Source organism: Amphritea atlantica, from assembly GCF_900111095.1.
GTDB lineage: Bacteria > Pseudomonadota > Gammaproteobacteria > Pseudomonadales > Balneatricaceae > Amphritea > Amphritea atlantica.
The window spans coordinates 1-18,811 of sequence record NZ_FOGB01000026.1 but is presented as its reverse complement, the minus strand read 5'-3'; the positions used below and the strand labels follow the sequence as shown (position 1 = coordinate 18,811).

Annotated in this window: 13 protein-coding genes; all 13 read left to right on the top strand. The window is 50.4% G+C overall.

All coding sequences use genetic code 11. The features are described 5' to 3' along the window. On the top strand, positions 1-3,254 hold a 3,254-nt coding region (locus BMY09_RS22265), incomplete at its 5' end, for a beta strand repeat-containing protein (protein ID WP_175483634.1). Between the two features lie 42 nt (positions 3,255-3,296). Continuing rightward, positions 3,297-4,019: a SapC family protein gene (locus BMY09_RS21810; protein ID WP_091362259.1), complete on the top strand. Its 723-nt coding sequence runs from the start codon at positions 3,297-3,299 to the stop codon at positions 4,017-4,019. 13 nt (positions 4,020-4,032) lie between these two features. After that, on the top strand, positions 4,033-5,679 hold the full coding sequence (gene tssA, locus BMY09_RS21805; RefSeq protein ID WP_091362258.1) for a type VI secretion system protein TssA: 1,647 nt from the start codon (positions 4,033-4,035) through the stop codon (positions 5,677-5,679). Between the two features lie 24 nt (positions 5,680-5,703). Beyond that, positions 5,704-6,192, top strand: a complete 489-nt coding sequence (gene tssB, locus BMY09_RS21800; protein WP_091362257.1) for a type VI secretion system contractile sheath small subunit — start codon at positions 5,704-5,706, stop codon at positions 6,190-6,192. 48 nt (positions 6,193-6,240) lie between these two features. Continuing rightward, a complete protein-coding gene (gene tssC, locus BMY09_RS21795; RefSeq protein WP_091362256.1) occupies positions 6,241-7,725 on the top strand; it encodes a type VI secretion system contractile sheath large subunit in 1,485 nt (494 codons plus the stop codon). 56 nt (positions 7,726-7,781) lie between these two features. Continuing rightward, positions 7,782-8,201 (top strand): type VI secretion system baseplate subunit TssE, encoded by a 420-nt coding sequence (gene tssE, locus BMY09_RS21790; protein ID WP_091362255.1) that lies wholly within the window; start codon positions 7,782-7,784, stop codon positions 8,199-8,201. 1 nt (position 8,202) lies between these two features. Then, positions 8,203-9,990, top strand: a complete 1,788-nt coding sequence (gene tssF, locus BMY09_RS21785) for a type VI secretion system baseplate subunit TssF (protein WP_091362254.1) — start codon at positions 8,203-8,205, stop codon at positions 9,988-9,990. Further along, positions 9,954-11,225: a type VI secretion system baseplate subunit TssG gene (gene tssG, locus BMY09_RS21780; protein ID WP_091362253.1), complete on the top strand. Its 1,272-nt coding sequence runs from the start codon at positions 9,954-9,956 to the stop codon at positions 11,223-11,225. Before tssF ends, tssG begins: the two co-directional genes overlap by 37 nt. 44 nt (positions 11,226-11,269) lie before the next feature. After that, a complete protein-coding gene (gene tssH / locus BMY09_RS21775; RefSeq protein WP_091362252.1) occupies positions 11,270-13,987 on the top strand; it encodes a type VI secretion system ATPase TssH in 2,718 nt (905 codons plus the stop codon). Beyond that, on the top strand, positions 13,980-15,620 hold the full coding sequence (locus BMY09_RS21770; RefSeq protein ID WP_091362251.1) for a sigma 54-interacting transcriptional regulator: 1,641 nt from the start codon (positions 13,980-13,982) through the stop codon (positions 15,618-15,620). Before tssH ends, BMY09_RS21770 begins: the two co-directional genes overlap by 8 nt. A gap of 30 nt (positions 15,621-15,650) precedes the next feature. After that, on the top strand, positions 15,651-16,667 hold the full coding sequence (locus BMY09_RS21765) for a hypothetical protein (protein ID WP_091362250.1): 1,017 nt from the start codon (positions 15,651-15,653) through the stop codon (positions 16,665-16,667). Continuing rightward, positions 16,660-17,229 carry a DUF3592 domain-containing protein gene (locus tag BMY09_RS21760; RefSeq protein ID WP_091362249.1) on the top strand — a complete coding sequence of 190 codons (570 nt, stop codon included), beginning with the start codon at positions 16,660-16,662 and terminating at the stop codon, positions 17,227-17,229. Before BMY09_RS21765 ends, BMY09_RS21760 begins: the two co-directional genes overlap by 8 nt. A 110-nt stretch (positions 17,230-17,339) precedes the next feature. After that, on the top strand, positions 17,340-18,811 hold a 1,472-nt coding region (gene tssI / locus BMY09_RS21755; RefSeq protein WP_091362248.1), incomplete at its 3' end, for a type VI secretion system tip protein TssI/VgrG.

Genomic DNA, 18,811 nt, shown 5'->3' with positions numbered 1-18,811 from the left:
ACGGCGCAGTATCCGTCAGTGATCTGTCGGTTGGCGGCGCTGCAAATTTTGCATCGACAGTGCAGGCCCGGGACGTCCGAATTGCCGGCAACACAACGATTCACGATCTGGTCACCGCAGAGACTCTGGCCATTAGCGGAACCACCGATCTGGGAGCCGATATCGCCACTGTTGGCAGCCAGAGCTATACCGGTGAAGTCACCCTGAGCAAGGCTGTCCGGCTGTCGGGTACTAAGGTCAGCGCGAATCAGGTCTCAGGTCCATATAATCTGACCGTCGCCGCTGACGCTGATCTTCAGGGTGTGGTGTCAGTCAATGATCTGACCGTTGACGGCGATGCGACCATCGGCGCTGCGGTTAATGCCCAGGATATCTATCTGGGCGGTAACACCATTATTGAAGACCGGATTAACGCAACCCGTCTGGAGGTTGTCGGTACCACGGATCTGGGGGCCGATATCAGTACAACGGCAACGCAAGATTACCAGGGCGCAATCACCCTGAATCAGGCGGTGACGCTGACAGGGTCTGCGGTCACCACTCAGGCAATCTCCGGGGCTCATCATTTCAATGTTGTCGGTGATGTGGATGTACAAGATGCGGTTTCTGTTAAAGACTTGTCGGTAACAGGGGATACCGCCTTTGCATCTACTGTGAACGCCGGTGATATTGTGATTGGCGGCAACAGTGTTATCGGGGATGTCGTTAAAGCCGATAGTCTGTCCATCTCAGGTAACACTGATCTGGGAGCAGATGTCACCACAGTGAATGCGCAGCACTATACCGGAAATGTCAGGCTGACCGATGATGCGACACTGTCTGCAACAACAGTGAGCTTCGATGGCACTGTGGACGGTAATCACCGTCTGGTGCTGGATGCCGTGGTTAGTCTGTCGGGTGATATGGGGGCAGGTGAGGCCTTAAGTGAGGTTGTTTTCAACCGGGCGACCGATCTGGCTGTGGATATCTATGCAGGCGTACAAACCTATATGAGCGATCTGACTCTGAGCGGTGACGTTCGGCTGACCGGTGATGTCGGCACCCAGTCTGTTCAGGGGGCAAATGATCTGGCCATTGACGGCACAGCCCTGCTGAACGGTGCAGTGAGCGTAAATGATCTGACGATTAGTGGTGATGCCGATCTGGCTTCTACGGTTGATGCCGGTGCTATTGCGATTGCTGGAAACGCGGTCATAAATGATGAGGTCACCGCAGATAGTCTGGAAATCTCTGGAACCAGTGATATTGCTGCGGACATCGCTACGGCTGGTTTGCAGCGTTATACCGGCACCGTTACCCTGAAGGACGATATCAACCTGAGCGCCTCTATGGTGAATGCAAACAGCGTGACTGGAGGGCGGGACTTGTCGATTAGCGGTGATGCTAATCTGAATGGCACTGTTGACGTTAATAACCTGTCTGTCAGCGGAGATGCAGCTTTAGCATCTTCAGTAGATGCTGCAGTGATCAGTATTCTGGGGAGTGCTTCCATTGCAGACAGAATCATCGCAGAGAATCTTTCTGTAGCAGGAGCCAGTGATCTGGCCAGCGATGTTACAACGACTGGCACGCAGTTTTATGCCGGGCCGGTAAAACTGATGAATGATGTGACGCTGTCAGGCTCCAGCGTATCCATTAATGGTGTTAGCGGTGCCCAGGATCTGGCAATTGATGGTAATGCCGAGTTGGCAGGTGCGGTGTCTGTGAATGACCTGCTCGTCAGCGGAGATGCTGATTTTACTGCAACTGTGGATGCTGAGGTTCTTCGTATTGGCGGTAACGGGGCTTTTTATGATGCAGTGAGTGCACAGAGTCTGACCGTCAATGGTGAAACCTCTCTGGGAGGCGATATAACGACGGTTGCCGAACAGTCCTATAGCGGTGCAGTCAGCCTCATTGATAGCGTTAACCTGACCGGCTCAGCAATAACCTTTGGGCGTATAAGTGGTAATCATAGTCTGACAATTCAGAGTGACGTTGAACTGACATCGGAGATTAATACGAAAAGTTTATCGGTTTATGGCAATGCTGAGCTGTACGATGATGTCGTTACGTCAGAAAACCAGCTGTTCAGTGGGGCGGTTGGTCTGAATAATAATATAACGCTGTCAGGCAAAGATATCGCCATCGGAACCGTCGATGGAGGGTATGCATTGACGGTTCATGGAAGTGGTTTTTCTACCGGAGATATCGGTTTAAATACGGCGCTGAATGAATTAAATATCGTTTCTGATGCCGGCTTTGCTCTGCAGAGAGTGACTGTCGACGGTGATCTGTCTCTGCAATCAAACGGCGATATATCGGCTAACGAGACTTTAACCATTGCGGGCAATCTGCTGGCTGATACCACGGGTGATGTGAACTTTGAAAACCCGCTTAATGACTTCAATACGGTAGAGGTCACTGCCAGAAATGCATCCCTCCGGGACAGTAACAGTATTGTGCTAAATGGAGTGAATACCAGCGGAAACCTTACCGTTACAGCTGTCGATAATATCTCAGATAATGGTCACATCAGTGTCGATGGTCTGGGGGCTTTCCAGGCTAATGATACGATTGATCTGGGTAGCTGGGGATTAAGTGAAGAAACCCGTTTTGGGAAGCTGGCTGTGTCTGGGCTGGATCAGAACAGAGCCCGGAAAGTGATCGTCATTGAAGAGGATAGTATGCATGTCTCGAAGGGACAGGCAGATGATCTGACTCTTATATCTGAACTGGGCAGCATCACTACTGATACCGGCTTAACCCTTGACGTTGAGCATAATCTTCACCTTGAAGTGAGAGCGGGAGAGAATATTGGCAGTGCCAACAATCCGATCGATTTTACTTTCAGTGGCATCAATGGTGATTATTCAACTTCAACACTGAGCTTACTGGGTGACAATGCATTTATTAGCACTCAGGCGAGCCTGTTATCGGTGCGACTGAATACCAGTGGCTCCTCGGTACTGTTTCGCTCGGCCCTGACTGACACCGTTTTATCCTCCAGCATGATTGATTTTCTTAACTATCTGTTTGGTGCAGATGAAGCCCTGTTTAACGAATTTGTCATTATCTTTGATGTAAAAAGTGACGGTATCATGCTGCCCGAAGATCAGAAAGATGACATTTTTGCCTATATAAAAGAGGGTGATCGTTCGGTTGGATATATTCGTCAGAGAGAAAAATTTAAACAACTCTTTGATCTCTGGCAAAAATACGATACTGTATTTACATTAACCGTGCCACAGCGTGATATGATCGCTGCCGGTTAATGATCGGCCCAGGGACTGGCAACTACTTAAAAGGATTTTGACATGCTTCCGATGTTTTATAATCAGCTAACCGCAGTTAGCACCGCAGCACATACCGACCTGAACATAGAGATCACCGATTACCGGTTTGCCGGGTCGGCTAATATTATTCCCGTTGGGATTTCTGAGTTTGGTCAACTGCTATCCCATTACCCCATCGTATTTATAAAAGCAGACTCAGGGTATACACCTGTTGCTGTGGTTGGCACCGAAGCCGGGCACAATCAATTTGTGAATGATGAAGGTGAATGGTTGGCACCCTATCTGCCCGCCTATGTCCGCCGTTACCCCTTCACGGTTGCCTCAGTATCAGAGCAGAGCCAGAACCTGACAATCTGTATCGATGAAACCTATCCGGGATGTAATCGTGAAGGGCGTGGGAACGCTCTGTTCAATGAAGATAAAAGTCAGTCGGGCTATTTACAGACGATCAGCCAGTTTCTGCAACAGTTTGAACTGGACTTCAGGCGTAACCGGATTTTCACTGAGAAACTGGTCGAGTTGGACCTCCTGGAGTCAACCGAAGCGACGTTTACCGCACAGGGTGAAGAGAAGGGACGTAAGCTGGACGGCTTCTTTGTAGTCAATCGGGAACGGTTGAAGCAGCTGGATCCTTCTGCATTGCAGGAACTGAATAAAACAGGTGCACTGGAACTCATCTATCTGCATCTTGCGTCGCTGTCCTGTTTCTCTAATCTGTTTAACTTAAGCCTGTCAGATCGCTGAGTCAGGGTCGGTTATGGGAATTATGGAGCAAGACTGGGCAGAAAAGCTCGCCGCTACGCCAATCAGTGCGTCGCAGCCTACCGGACAGGATATCCAGCATGAGGATATCTATTCGGAGCTGGACGATGAGATAAAGAAAGGCGAGGGGATCGATATTCAACCTATCGACTGGACCCGCGTACAGGTGCTTGCAGAGACTATTCTGCGGGAGCATTCAAAAGACCTTCGGGTTGCCAGTCGACTCAGTGTTGCACTTTATTTCAGAAACGGGTTTGCCGGACTGGTGAATGGCCTGGCATTACTGGCCTCAATGCTTGAAGCAGACTACTGGGATAATATTTTTCCAACCCGGCGAAAAAAACCTAATAAGCTTCGGGCTGCTGCGTTTGAATGGTTGGTGAAAAAACTTGAACGCCCATTCAGTGAGCTGCAGATAGACGCAGAGAGTGCCAGTGATGTGGTGCTTTGTGTCGAGCAGTTTAAACGTCTTGAGCTGGCTATTAATCAGCGTTTAGCCGATGACTCGCCATTTCTGTTTGAATTTAAAAATCAGCTGAACCGGTTTAGCCAGGACGCGGAGTACATTCTGGCTGAACAGGAAAAAAAACAGCTTGCCGGTTCAAATGATCCGATTGCCGCAGAACCTGAGCCGGTTGCGGAGCACCCTCAGGAAGTTAAAGAGTCCCCTTCAGCAGAACCAGTATCTCAGAGCAAATCGCCGCCAGCGGAGCCGATTAAAGCCCAGCCACAGTCTGTTGCCTCGACAGCAGATATTGAAAAAGCACTGACAACCAATAACCGGACGGTCGATAAAATATGTCAGCTGTTGCGAGAGCAGCGGATTACCGATCCTTACCCTTATCACCTGCTTCGCACCAGTACCTGGATGATTCTGGAAAAGCTTCCCGCTACCGGTGTTCTGCCAAAGATTCCGTCTGACAGCCGAATTCAGGAGTTGCAAGCGCTTGAACAGGTGGGTAACTGGCAAGTCCTGATTCAGGAGTGCGAGAAAAGCTTTGCTGGTGGTGCGATTTTCTGGCTGGGCCTGCATCGTATGGTCTATCGGGCTTTGCAGGAACTGGGCGCGCCAGACGCCGCCGCTGCGGTGGCGCATAATGTCAGCCATCTGCTTGCCCGGTTTCCTGAGTTCAGCATGAACAAGTTTGCTAACGGCGAAGGGTTTATTGATCCGTTGACCCAGTCGTGGATAGAAACTGAGTTGAACTCCTCTGGCAATAACGAGGTGTCAGACACATCCAAAGGTGCGGAGCCCGAATGGGTTAGTGCTTATGACGATGCCAAGAAGGATGCCTTAAAGGGGCAGTTTGATGTGGGGTTAAAGCGGTTAAGTGACGGAGCAGCCCAGGCTCGTGGTGAACGTCAGCGCTGCTTCTGGCAACTGCAACAGGCCCGCCTCTGCTTTGATGCCGGGCACCTTGAGGTGGCTATGTCGCAGCTGAAGATGTTGCATCAGATGCTGCAGGGGAACGGCCTGGAAAGATGGGAACCGGAGCTTTATCTGAATGTAATTAAACTACTGCTGAGTGGCCACAGTCAGACACAAGCAAAGCAGAAATACACCAAGGAACAGCAGGACGAAGTGGATCAGTTGAGAATGGCGTTATGCCTGATGGATCCACTGAGCGCGCTGGCACTATAACTTATATAAGAGGGATGAGTACTCATGGCTAAAGATGGATCAGTGGCACCGAAGGAGCGGATCAATATCGTCTACAAAGCGGCAACGGGCGATGGCAAGGAAGAGATTGAACTGCCCAATAAGATTGTCATGCTGGGCGATTATACGCTGCGTGAAGAGGAAGAAGATCTGCAGGATCGGGAACTCATCGATATCAGTAAGGATAACTTCTCTGATGTTATGGCCAGTCAGCGTCTGAGTGTGCAGATGACGGTGCCAAATAAGTTATCAGGTGAGGAAGATGCAGAGATCTCAGCTGATCTGTCTTTCAATAATCTGCGGGATTTCGAACCCGAGTCAGTGGTTAAACAGGTGCCGGAACTGGCAAAGCTTCTTGAGCTGCGTGAAGCATTATCCTTTCTTAAAGGGCCGTTGGGCAATGTACCTGCGTTTCGCAAACAGATCGAAGAGCTGTTGGGAGATGATGACTCCCGCAAGAAACTGATGGCTGAACTGGGCATCGATGAAGAGTAATTGCGTCACTGAAACAACACGGTGACCCATGAAGTAAGGGATTGAATTATGTCAGAACAGGAACAGATAGCCGGCCAGGCTGCAGTCGAGTTAACCAGCGAAGGGTCTCTGCTTGATCAGATCATGCAGCAGACCAATATGAAAACCGGAGACGAAGCTTATGATGTTGCCTCTAAAGGGGTGCAGGCGTTTATAGCTGAGATCTTGAAATCCGGAGAGAAGAGCGATCGCATCCGCAAACAGCTGGTTGATGAGATGATTGCTTCCATCGATGAGAAGCTGAGTTTGCAAGTGGATGAGATTCTCCACAATGACTCGTTTCAGAAGCTGGAGTCAGCCTGGCGTGGGCTTAAATTTGTTGTTGACCGCACAGACTTTCGGGAAAATAACCGCATACAGTTACTGAATGTATCCAAAGATGATCTGGCGATGGACTTTGAAGATGCGTCAGATATTACTGAAACCGGTTTGTACAAGAAGGTTTATACTGCGGAGTTTGGGCAGCACGGCGGTCAACCGGTCAGTGCCATGATTGCAAACTACGAGTTTGATCACAGTGCCCCGGATATCAGCTTACTGCAGAGCGTTGCCAGTGTCGCTACGATGTCTCATGCGCCGTTTATTGCTGCTGCCGCTCCTCAGTTTTTTGGTGTGGATGATATCCAGAAACTGCCTAACCTGAACGATATCGCGTCAATTTTTGAAGGTCCGCAATACGCTAAATGGCGCTCATTCCGTGAAAGTGAGGATGCCCGTAGTGTTGGCCTGACGATGCCCCGTTTCCTGTTACGTCTGCCCTATGACGAGAGTGACAATCCGGTAAAAGCATTTAAATACAATGAAAGTATCTCTGGCGATCATAAGAACTATCTCTGGGGTAATACCTCATTCTCGTTCGCCACACGGCTGACAGAGAGTTTTGCAAAATATCGCTGGTGCCCCAATATCATCGGGCCTCAAAGCGGTGGTGCTGTGGATGATCTGCCACTGCATCACTACGAGGCAATGGGACAGATTGAAACCAAGATTCCGACCGAAGTACTGGTCTCTGACCGCCGTGAATTCGAGCTGGCCGAAGCGGGTTTTATCCCTCTGACGTTCCGTAAAGGCAGTGATAATGCGGCATTCTTCTCCGCCAACTCGGTACAGAAACCTAAATTCTTTGGTGTCAGCAAAGAGGGTAAGCAGGCTGAGATGAACTATAAGCTCAGCACTCAGCTGCCCTATATGTTTATCGTTAATCGTCTGGCCCACTACATAAAGGTATTGCAGCGGGAAAACATTGGCAGTTGGAAAGAGCGTAATGATCTGGAAGAGGAACTGAATGTCTGGATCCGCCAGTTCGTTGCCAATCAGGATGGCGCCAGTGCTGACGTTCGCAGCAAACGACCTTTGCGTGAAGCTTCAATCCAGGTGTCTGATGTAGAAGGCGAGCCAGGATTCTACAAAGTCTCTCTCCATGTCCGTCCTCACTTCAAGTATATGGGTGCTGATTTCACGCTGTCCCTGGTGGGCAAGCTGGATAAGTCCTGATCGATTAATGATGCTTGACAGAACCGCTCTCGTCAGAGGGCGGTAAGGATACAGCTATGTTGCACTACACGCTTCTACAACGCGTAGCACTAGGCGATGAAGGGGCTAAGCTTTCGCTCGATGTGAATGAAGATAAGCTGCGTGAATCGGTTCAGATGCATTTGCAGAATATGTTCAACGTACGTCAGGGCAGTGTGACCGCATTGGATGATTATGGCTTACCGGATTTTAACGATCTGGATATGAGTAGCGGCTATATGAAAGCTGTGACTGAGATGCGTAAAGCGATCAAGCTGGCGCTTGAAAAATATGAGCCCCGCCTTGACCGGGTCCGGGTCCGTTATCTGCAAAATGATGATAACCCACTCGATCTTAGGTTTGAGATCAATGCCCATATGGCGATTCCTGAAAGTCCGGTCAGGGTTCGTTTTCAAACAATGATGGCGAACGACGGTCTGTGTAAGGTAGTCGGATAAGATGGCGTTTAATAAGTATTATCAGGATGAACTTTCATATCTGCGGGATATGGGGGCAGAGTTCTCACGACAAAATCCGGGCTTATCAAAGTTTCTGTCAGAAGAGGGAAATGATCCGGATGTGGAGCGGCTGTTCGAGGGCGTTTCCTTTCTGACCGGCCGCTTGCGACAGAAGCTAGATGATGAATTGCCCGAAGTGACCCATGCGTTACTTGGATTGCTATGGCCGCACTACCTGCGGCCACTACCCTCGATGAGTGTGCTTGAATTTAAACCGGTTGAGAACGCGCTGATTGAAGGGAAACGGATCGCCCGTGGTGAAGAGGTGCAATCTGTTGAGGTGGAAAATACCAGTTGCCGGTTTCGCAGTTGCTATGATGTGGATATTTATCCGATCGAACTGGATCAACTGACCTCAACTAACCAGAGCGATGGGGCGACGCTCACACTGAATTTTCAGATAGAGCCAGGCGCCGCGTCAGAAAATCTTGGTCTGGATAAACTGCGGCTTTTCCTCCACGGTGATCGCGAGATGCATATCAGTCAGGGGCTTTATCTCTGGTTGTTTCGTTATCTGGATAAGCTGGAACTTGGTGTGCATTTTCGTTCAGGGGAACAGACCCGTGTTCAGCTGGGGGCTAAATCGGTTACTCCGGTAGGGTTTGCTGATGATGAAGCGCTATTGCCCTACACCAATCGCTCATTTAATGGATACCGTTTGCTACAGGAATATTTTAGCCTTCCTGAAAAGTTTCTCTTCGTTGATATTAATAATCTGAGTGAGCATCTGCAGGCTCCAATGATCGAATCATTCAGCCTGACATTTAAGTTTAATCGTAAGTTTGATTCACAGCTGCGGCTTCAGAAAGGCCATGTCAGGCTTCACTGCACGCCGATCATCAATCTGTTTAGCGCAGATGCAGACCCTATTCGGGTTGATCACCGACGGCAGGAGTATATGATTCGCCCCGCCTATGAGAAGCAGGAGCATATCGAGCTTTTTTCAATCGATCATGTCAGCGGGAGCCTGCGGGGTCAGAGCAAGCGGTATCATTATCCAGCGTTTGAGAGCTTTGATCATGAGATCCGCAGCGACAGAGATGACAAACAGGTGTTTTTTTCACTCAAACGGCGCCTGTCTACATTGCAGAGTGGTCTTGATAGCTTTATCAGCTTTGTTCATGTGGATAGCCGGGATACTGTGCCGCCAACCGAAACGGTATCGATGGAACTGACCTGTACAAACCGGAAACTTCCCGAGGTTTTACGGGCGGGGGATATTATCTATCCGACGGCGGACTCGATTGAGTTCGCCTCATTTCGCAATATCACCCGGGTGACAAATGCCCTTCAGCCACCGCTTCGCGATGGCTTGCATTGGCAGCTGATTTCGCAGATGGCGCTTCATTACCGTTCATTATCACGGCTGGATTCACTGCGCACTCTGCTGGCCTGTTACGATTTTCGGGCCTTTTTTGATCGCCAGGCCGAGCGTGCCAGCCAACAGATGCTGGAAGGTATTCAGAGTATATCCACCACTACCCGGGACCGGATTATCAAAGGGGTCCCCGTGAGAACACTGCAGACAAAACTGCAGCTCAGAGAGAGTAAGTTTGGTGCTAAAGGTATTCAGGGTGAGAGCACGATGTTTTTGTTTGCCTCGGTACTGAACGGATTTTTCAGTCAGTATGCAAATATCAACGCCCATCATGAACTGGAAGTTGAAGGGTTGGACAACGGAGAGATCTACCGATGGCAGATTCAGAGCGGTCAGCATTTCTTACTCTGAGTAATGAATTGCAGCGGGCTGCCCATAGCTTTGAATTTTTCAAAGCGGTCAATCTGCTGGAATCGTTTCACACTGGTGCCCGGGTAGGACATCAGGGGCCGGTCGCTAGCGAAGCGATCCGCTTCAGGGGACATCCAAGCCTGGCTTTTCCAGCCTGCGATATTCAGCATGCGGGTATCAGCCGCCAGGGACAGCTGGAGCTGCAGAATAATTTTATAGGTTTGTATGGGCCGGCATCACCGCTGCCGGCACATGTGACGGAATCGATCATTGCAGAACAGGTGCAGATTGAGAATCAGGAACTGACAGAGTATTTCCTCACCTCGGAACAGCAGATCAGAGCGTTGCGCGATCATCGGCTGGATATATCCAGTCTGGTGCTTCGGGCGGCTGAATATAAACAGCAGATTCGAGCGGGCGTTCTCAGTGCCAGAGCGCTCAACAATGATGAGCTGGAACAACTGGTCCATGGTGAAAGTCTACAGGAGCTGCTGAGTCCGGTAGAACTGACGAGTTTCAGGAACGGGCAGTTAGTGATTCAGGTTTTTGAACTGCCGACATCCCGTCAACGGGATTTTCTGGATCTGTTCAATCACCGGCTGACAGCATTTTTATACCGTATCTGGCATAAATACCGGCCGGCCTTGCAGTACCAGCCAGAGGCCCGGAATGATTTTTCAGAGTGGCTGTTTGCTCTTATGGGCGCACCCGAAAAAGCGTATAGAGAGGAATCTGCTATCAACTGGCCCCGGCTGCTTGGATTTTCCGGCTTGATGGCGATGCAGGGTAACTCTGCCAGTGTTATGCGTCAGGTCGTTAGTGGTTATTTTAATAATGTGCCGGTACAGATTACTGAACATGTGGAGCGCTGGGCTTCAGTACCTGACGAACAAAAGAACCGCTTAGGGCTGGGGCCTAGTCTGTTGGGCGAAGATATAACCCTCGGCAGCCGGGTAAAAGATTTTAACAGTAAGTTTATCGTGCAGATGGGGCCGCTTGTGTATTCACAATTTGCTGATTTTCTGCCGAATGGGGCTCACTATGCAGCCCTGAAAGAGATGATTCTGATGTTGATGCCAGAACAGCTCTGCTTTGATATTAAACTGGTGTTACAGGGCGATCAGGTACCCGAATCTACTCTGGGAGGTGAAGCAGGCTGCTATCTGGGCTGGTCTGGCTGGCTGGGTAATCCTGGTTCTCATGATCGTAATGTCATACTACATGGTATTGGTTAACCGGTTCAGACACGAGAGTACTGAACTGCAACAGGGACGTAATGATGGAAAAAATTCAGCTTAAATCATTGGTTGAGCGACTCAACAGCAACTGCACCCGAGCCCTTGAGGCTGCCGCAGGGCTCTGTGTTTCTCAGGAAGGCTATGAAGTCAGTGTGGACCACTACCTGATGAAGCTGCTCGAAGAGGAAAATGACCTTGCCCGGATTCTGGTGCACTACGAAATTAATGTTGTTCATTTTGTAAAGCGCATTCAGCACAGCATCGAACTGGATAAAAAAGGTCATCAGGGTAAACCGGTATTTTCGTCGGCTCTGGTGGGCTTGCTGGAGGATGCCTGGTTGATTGCATCGCTGGAGCTGGGCGCCGCTGAGGTTCGTAGTGGGCATTTGGTGATGGCCATTCTCGCTAATCAGCGCCGTCATGGTATGGCAAGCTACGTCGATGATCTTAGCAGTGTGCCGTATGATGACCTCAAAACACACTATCATACAGTGACCGAAGGGTCCTGCGAGATTAACCTGAGCACAAACAAAGGGTCGGTCGCATCTGCTGTGGCCGAAGCTGATCTGAGTGTGTTGGACAAATACTGCACCAATCTGACGGCCAAAGCCCGGGATGGCGAAATTGATCCGGTATTTTGTCGCGATGTTGAAATCCGACAGATGATCGATATTCTGGGCCGCCGTAGAAAGAATAATCCGATCTGTGTCGGTGATGCCGGGGTAGGCAAAAGTGCCGTGGTCGAGGGCCTGGCCCTGAAAATTGCGCAGGGTGAGGTGCCTGATGTGCTGGCTGGCGTAGAGCTCTACGGCCTTGATCTTGGCTTATTACAGGCGGGTGCCAGCGTTAAAGGGGAGTTTGAAAATCGTCTGAAAGGGGTGATTAACGCGATTAAATCATCGCCTAAACCGATCGTTCTGTTTATTGATGAAGCGCATACGCTTATCGGTGCCGGAGGCTCGGCTGGCAGTGGTGATGCCGCCAATCTGCTTAAACCTGCGCTGGCCCGTGGAGAGTTGCGCACAGTGGCCGCAACAACCTGGTCAGAATATAAAAAATATTTCGAAAAAGACCCCGCACTGGCGCGCCGCTTTCAGCTGGTTAAGCTGGATGAACCCACAGTCGAGCAGGCGGTGGTGATTATCCGCGGGCTGCGTCAGACCTATGAGGCGGCCCACGGTGTCTATGTCAGGGATGATGCGGTAGAAGCGGCGGCAAAACTGTCATCCCGGTATATCTCGGGTCGCCAGCTACCGGACAAAGCAGTGGACGTTCTCGATACCGCGGCGGCGCGGGTAAAGATCAGCATCACCGCCAAGCCGGATGCAATTGATGATCTGGAACGTGTGATTCAGACCCTGGAACGCGAGTTACACGCACTGTCCCGTGATATCTCCAGTGATGTGCTGGCAGATGAGGGACAAATCGATGCCTTAGCACTGCAGATCGATGCGCATCAGACCGAACTGGAGACTTTACTGCTGCAATGGCAATCCGAGCAGGAGCTGGTGAACACGATAGTACAGCTTCGTCAGACACTGGCTCAGCATCGGGAGCAGAGTGTTGACGCGGATCCGCAAGCCGAACAATCGTTACGCCAGGAAATCAGTGAAAAAGTCGCCGCACTGAGCGAGCTGCAACAGGATAATCCATTGATTCATTATGAGGTCTCGCCGGATGTTGTCGGCCGGGTTATTGCTGACTGGACCGGTATCCCACTGGGTAAGATGGTGCGTGATGAGGCCCAGAGTGTGTTGAGCTTTAATCAGCAGCTCCAGCAACGGATCAAAGGACAGAACCACGCCATTGATGCCATTGATCAGGGGGTTCGTGCAGCTAAAGCCGGGGTGAATAATCCGGAAACCCCGATGGGGGTATTTCTGTTTGTTGGCCCCAGCGGGGTCGGGAAAACAGAGGCGGCTATCGGGGTTGCCGATCAGCTATTTGGTGGAGATCGCTTCCTGACCTCAATTAACATGTCAGAGTTTCAGGAGAAGCATTCAGTCTCTCGTCTGATCGGTTCACCGCCTGGTTATGTTGGTTATGGTGAAGGTGGTTTACTGACTGAAGCGGTTCGGCAAAAGCCTTACTCAGTTGTCTTGCTGGATGAGGTAGAAAAAGCAGACCTCGAAGTGATGAACCTCTTCTATCAGGTATTCGATAAAGGGATGCTCTCCGATGGTGAAGGTCAACTGGTGAATTTTCGCAATACCATTGTGTTCCTCACCTCCAATCTGGCCACCGATATCATCACGGATCTGTGCGCCGATGGGCATCGTCCTTCAAAAGAGGAATTAATCGACGCAATTCGTCCTGTCCTCAGTGCCCACTTTAAGCCCGCGTTACTGGCGCGGATGCAGATTGTTCCATTCTACCCCATTGCCTCTGAGGTGATGGGTGATATCGTGCGCATCAAGCTGGATAAGCTGGTGCAACGTTTAGCCAGTAGTCAGAAGCTGGTATTGAATTACACAGATCAGGTGGTGGAGACCATCGCTCAACGCTGCACAGAGGTTGAGACCGGAGCCCGGAATATTGATCATATTCTTAACGGTACACTGCTGCCTCAGATTGCCACTGAAGTGCTGGAAAGGATGACGGAGGAGACCCGTTATACGCACCTTCTGCTCGATATCGATGCTGACGGCGGGTTCACGCTTAGCTTTGGTAATGAATATAACCCACCGGTTGCAGATGATGATTCTGACCTACTACTGGCGGAAGAGAGTGCAGAAACAGAAGTGCCTGTAAATGATTGAACAGAGTATTGAAGATTCCCTGCTGGCTCTGGAAGAGCTGGTGCAGATCAATCTCAGTATCACCCGGGAGAAGGATCTGCATCTGTTGCTGGACAAAATTCTCACGGCGGCTCGCAAACTGACCGCGGCTGAAGCCGGCTGCATCTATATTCTTGACCGGACAAAACGTTATCTGCATCCGGAAGTGGTTCAGGGCGATTATCTGCAAAGCAGTGCTGTGCCACTGCAAAAAGTCGATCTGCGACCGGATCGTCGACCCAATATGGAAGAGATTGCTGCTTATACGGCGCTGTCGGGGCAGATCGTCAATATCAGCGATGCCTACGCCTACAGCGGCTTTAACTTTGATGATCTGTATCACCGTGATCGTCTGAGTGGTATCCGCACCCGCTCGCTGATGGTGATCCCCCTGACCGACTATGAAGGGGTTAGTCTGGGGGTGATGCAACTGTTCAATCGCCGGGTCAGTGAGAAAGGGGATGTGGAAGCGTTTCCGGCAAAACTGGAAGCCTTTGTCCGGGCCTTTGCTGTACAGGCTGTAGTGGTCGCTGAAAACACCCGCTTACTGGCAGAGAACCGAAATCTGATCGTGCAGCTGGATGAAACCAACCAGGTGCTCCAGATTGAGAACGAAGAGCTGCGCAACCGAATGAGCGGTAAGCTGAAAGTCGATGAGATCGTCGGTCAGTCAGTGGCGATGCAGCAGGTATTCAGTCTGATTGAGAAAATTGCTGACTCCACCGCTACCGCCCTGATTCAGGGGGAAACCGGCACCGGAAAAGAGCTGATCGCCGCCTGCATCCACCGCAACGGCCCCCATCGTGATGGGCCGTTCATTGCGCAAAACTGTGCTGCGCTACCAGAAGAGCTGCTGGAAAGTGAGCTGTTTGGTTATCGTAAAGGCGCATTTAGTGGTGCAACCCAGAACAAAAAAGGGCTGATTGAAGCGGCAGAAGGGGGCACGCTGTTTCTCGATGAAATTGGCGATATGCCGCTTAAACTCCAGGCAAAACTGCTGCGGGTTCTGCAGGAAAGAGAGGTGCGGCCACTGGGGGCTCTGGAGAGTATTCCGGTGAATGTCCGCATTCTGGCGGCCACCCATCAGGATCTGCCTAAACTGATCGCTCAGGGAAGTTTTCGTGAAGACCTGTTCTACCGATTGAACGTTTTTCCCATAGCGTTGCCGGCACTGCGGGAAAGACGTGAAGATATTCCCGCACTGGTGCATCACTTTATCGGTCAGTTCAGCGGTCAGTATGGCAAAGCGATCAGCGGTATTAAGCCACAAGTGCTTGATCTGATTCAGAGTCTGCCCCTGCCAGGCAATATCCGAGAGTTGAGAAATATCATTGAACGGGCTGTGTTACTGGCCGATCAGGACGGAGTGATTGAACCGCAGCACATGCCTGGGTATGAAACCAGTAGTCTGCCGGTGACCCCGCTGGAACAGGAACTGGAAAACGGTGCCAGTCTGAAAGATATTATGGGCCGTCTGGAAGCTCGGGTGATCGCCCGCCATCTGCAACGTCATAATGGCAACCAGACCCGCACAGCCGATGCGCTAGGGGTATCCCGTCGCTCACTGGTGGAAAAACTGGGACGTTATGATCTGCGGGAACCATCCCGGTCATAGCATCACCACTGTCTGTCTCAGGGAGAGAAAATGCAGCAGGATATATTGACACTTCAGATTGAAAAAGGGGTCATGCGGATTATCATCGGTGTTGTATTGGTGATTTTTAGCGCACCTGCGGGGTTCCCTTTAAATTTAATTACACTGGTTGGCTTAGGACTGTGTGTTGGCAAAAGTGAGATCCTTATTAACCGGTCGGAGCGGCTGGTTAACCGGCGTTTCAGGGTATTTGGGCTGTCACTTTTCAAACGCAGTGATCCATTTCCCAATGTTGCAAAAATCAGAACCTATTGTGAGCAGAGAAAAAAACCAAACGACAGACGGGCTTATACCGTTTGTATAGTGGCGTTTATATCGGATGACGATCAGCACTATAGTCTTTATGAGAGTGCTGACCCGGTGGTGATTCGCCGACTGGCAGAGACCGCTGCGAAATTCTTTGATGTCAGCATCTATGATTCACTGGATGGGACGGAGCAACTCAGAACACCCGACTCGGTGGATAAGAAAATTTTTGCTGAATCGGCCCCCGATAAAATGAATACACAGGCGTACCGTGAGAAAACCTATCGGGGTTACGTTCGCAGCAGAGATCTTCTTGATGTCAGAGCCAGAGAGAAGCGTGTCTTAAAGCTACCGCTTCATCAGGGGTGGGGGACGGTATATATCTATTTGGGGCAGTTAATTTTTGTCAATCTCCTGTTAGGTCTTCTGTTTGTTGCAACCTGGTCTGAAAGTTTCGCCGTTGTCGATGCAATCGTTTCACTGTTTATTATTTTGTTCCTGCTGGATGCGATATCAGTGCGTCTCTTCCAACCGGAAATAACGATCTCTGGTAAGCAGCTCCGTTATCGCAGCAGTTATTTTTTAAGAGCCAACAAGGTCCCTGTTGCTGAGATTGAAGAGGCCTATATTGATAATGGAAATATCATTATCCGAACGGATAAAAAGACGTTAAGTATCGCTTACGCAGGCGATAATACAGACGATTTTTTTGCCCGTTTTCTCAGGATAATGCCTGGCAGCAAGGAGGCTGAACATGTTTAAAGTCTTTTTTGGCGTAGTCACAATTCTGCAGCTTGTATATTTTGTTTATGTTGGTGAAAAGATAGATTTTGTTCTGCAGGCTGAAGCTATCCAGGGACAGGTTGTGAATGTGGTTGACCAACAAACTAATACCTATAGCCCCAGAGTTGAATACCGGCCGCCGAATGGTGAGGTTTACTATGTCCCTTCGCACAGTTTTTTGTCAGGTCTGCAGGAACAAGCCGGGGAGTTTATTAAGGTTTACTATCTTCCGGACCAGCCGGCAGAGTCACTCGCCGCAAGCTATATGTGGTCACTTCCTGCGTTGCTGTTGCTGCTCCTGATTTTCATCTGGATTCCGGTTTTAGCCCTGGGGTTCTTTAAATGGCAAAGCGCAAAAATGCAACGGTATTTCGACGAAAATAGCGGTATGACAACAACCGAAGAGTTTGATACGCAAGCGATGTCTGAAGCTGAACGTAATGAGTTGTTTGAACAGCTACAGCTGCCAGAAGATATGCGGGATAGCTTTGTAAACCGCGGGGGACATATCTCTGTTACGCGGTCTGAAGCAGACATTTAACGGTTAACTATCACTAGGTGGCACAGCACTTGCTGTAAAGTCGGGTGGTTGTCACAAAGGTCTGGCGTTCGGCAGGCTCAATAAAAGAGAACACAGCAAAGGATTGAGTTATGGTGTTTTTAAAGGCGAACGAAGAGCGCTTTTTCTTTCAGCTACAGGATACAGACGATTCAGAACAGTTCAGTCTGGTGCGGCTTAACGGCGCAGAGGAGATCTCGGCGCTGTTTGAGTTTGCCATCGAAGTGGTCTCAGATGATGGCGATATCGATTTCGCTACCCTGATTGGCCAGCCAGCATTCGTTACCCTGTTGGATCAGACCGATGGTAGTGAAGAGCTCACCCGCTATATTCACGGCATGGTCTCTGAAGTGAGCCTCGGTGATCAGGGGGTTAACCAGAGCACCTACCATATCCGCCTGGTGCCTAAAATCTGGGCACTGCAGCACCGGCAGAACAGCCGGATCTTCCAGTTCCAGAATGTGCAAACCATCATCCAGATCATTCTGACGGATGCCGGGCTGAACACCGATGAGTTCCGTTTTGATCTGCTCAAAAGCTATCCCGATTATGACTACTGCGTGCAGTACCGGGAAACTGAGCTGGACTTTATTCAGCGACTGCTGGCTGAAGAGGGGATACATTATTACTTCGAACATAGCGACGAAGGCCATGTGCTGGTGTTCAGCGATACCTCCGGCTCTAACCCCGCCATCAGCGGTGATCCGCTACTGGACTGTTTTCACGACAGTCAGGGGGCGGTGCGTGAACAGCATATCTTCAGCTTCAGTTACAGCGAATCGATTGTTCCGGGAAAAGTGACCCTGCGGGATTTTGATTTTAAAAAGCCCAACCTCAAACTGGAATCCGCGAAATCGGGCGAGCTGGATGTGCCGCTGGAGATCTATGACCACCCGGGCCGTTTTATCGATTCAGGCCGGGGCAATAATAACGCCCTGATCCGGTTGGAATCTCTCAACCGTTACCGTCAAATGGCTAAGGGCAGCAGCGATGTTAACCGGATGACCCCGGGTTATAGTTTTGAACTCACCGGGCATGATCGGGATGCGCTCAATAGTGAGTATTTGATTGCGCGGGTTGAGCATGAATGTTCTCAGCCTCAGGTGCTGGAAGTGGGGGCCTCGACCGAGGGCAGTCAGTATAGTAATAGTTATCTCTGTGTTCCCTTTGAGGTGCCGTTCCGTCCGACGACGGAAGTAAAGTCTCCCCATGTGGAAGGCACCCAGACCGCGACGGTCACTGGTCCCGAGGGCGAAGAGATCTACACCGATGAGCATGGCCGCATTAAGGTTCAGTTCCACTGGGATCGCGAAGGCCAGGGTAATGAGACCAGCTCCTGCTGGATTCGGGTGAGTCAGTCCCATGCCGGTGGTAGCTTTGGTGGCATGTTTATTCCCCGTATCGGCGAAGAGGTGATTGTTGATTTCCTCGAAGGCGACCCGGATAAACCGCTGGTGATTGGTCGGGTGTATCACGGCCTTAACCGTCCGCCGTACAAACTGCCGGAACATAAAACCCGCAGCACCATTAAGACCAACTCCAGCAAAGGCGGCGATGGTTTTAA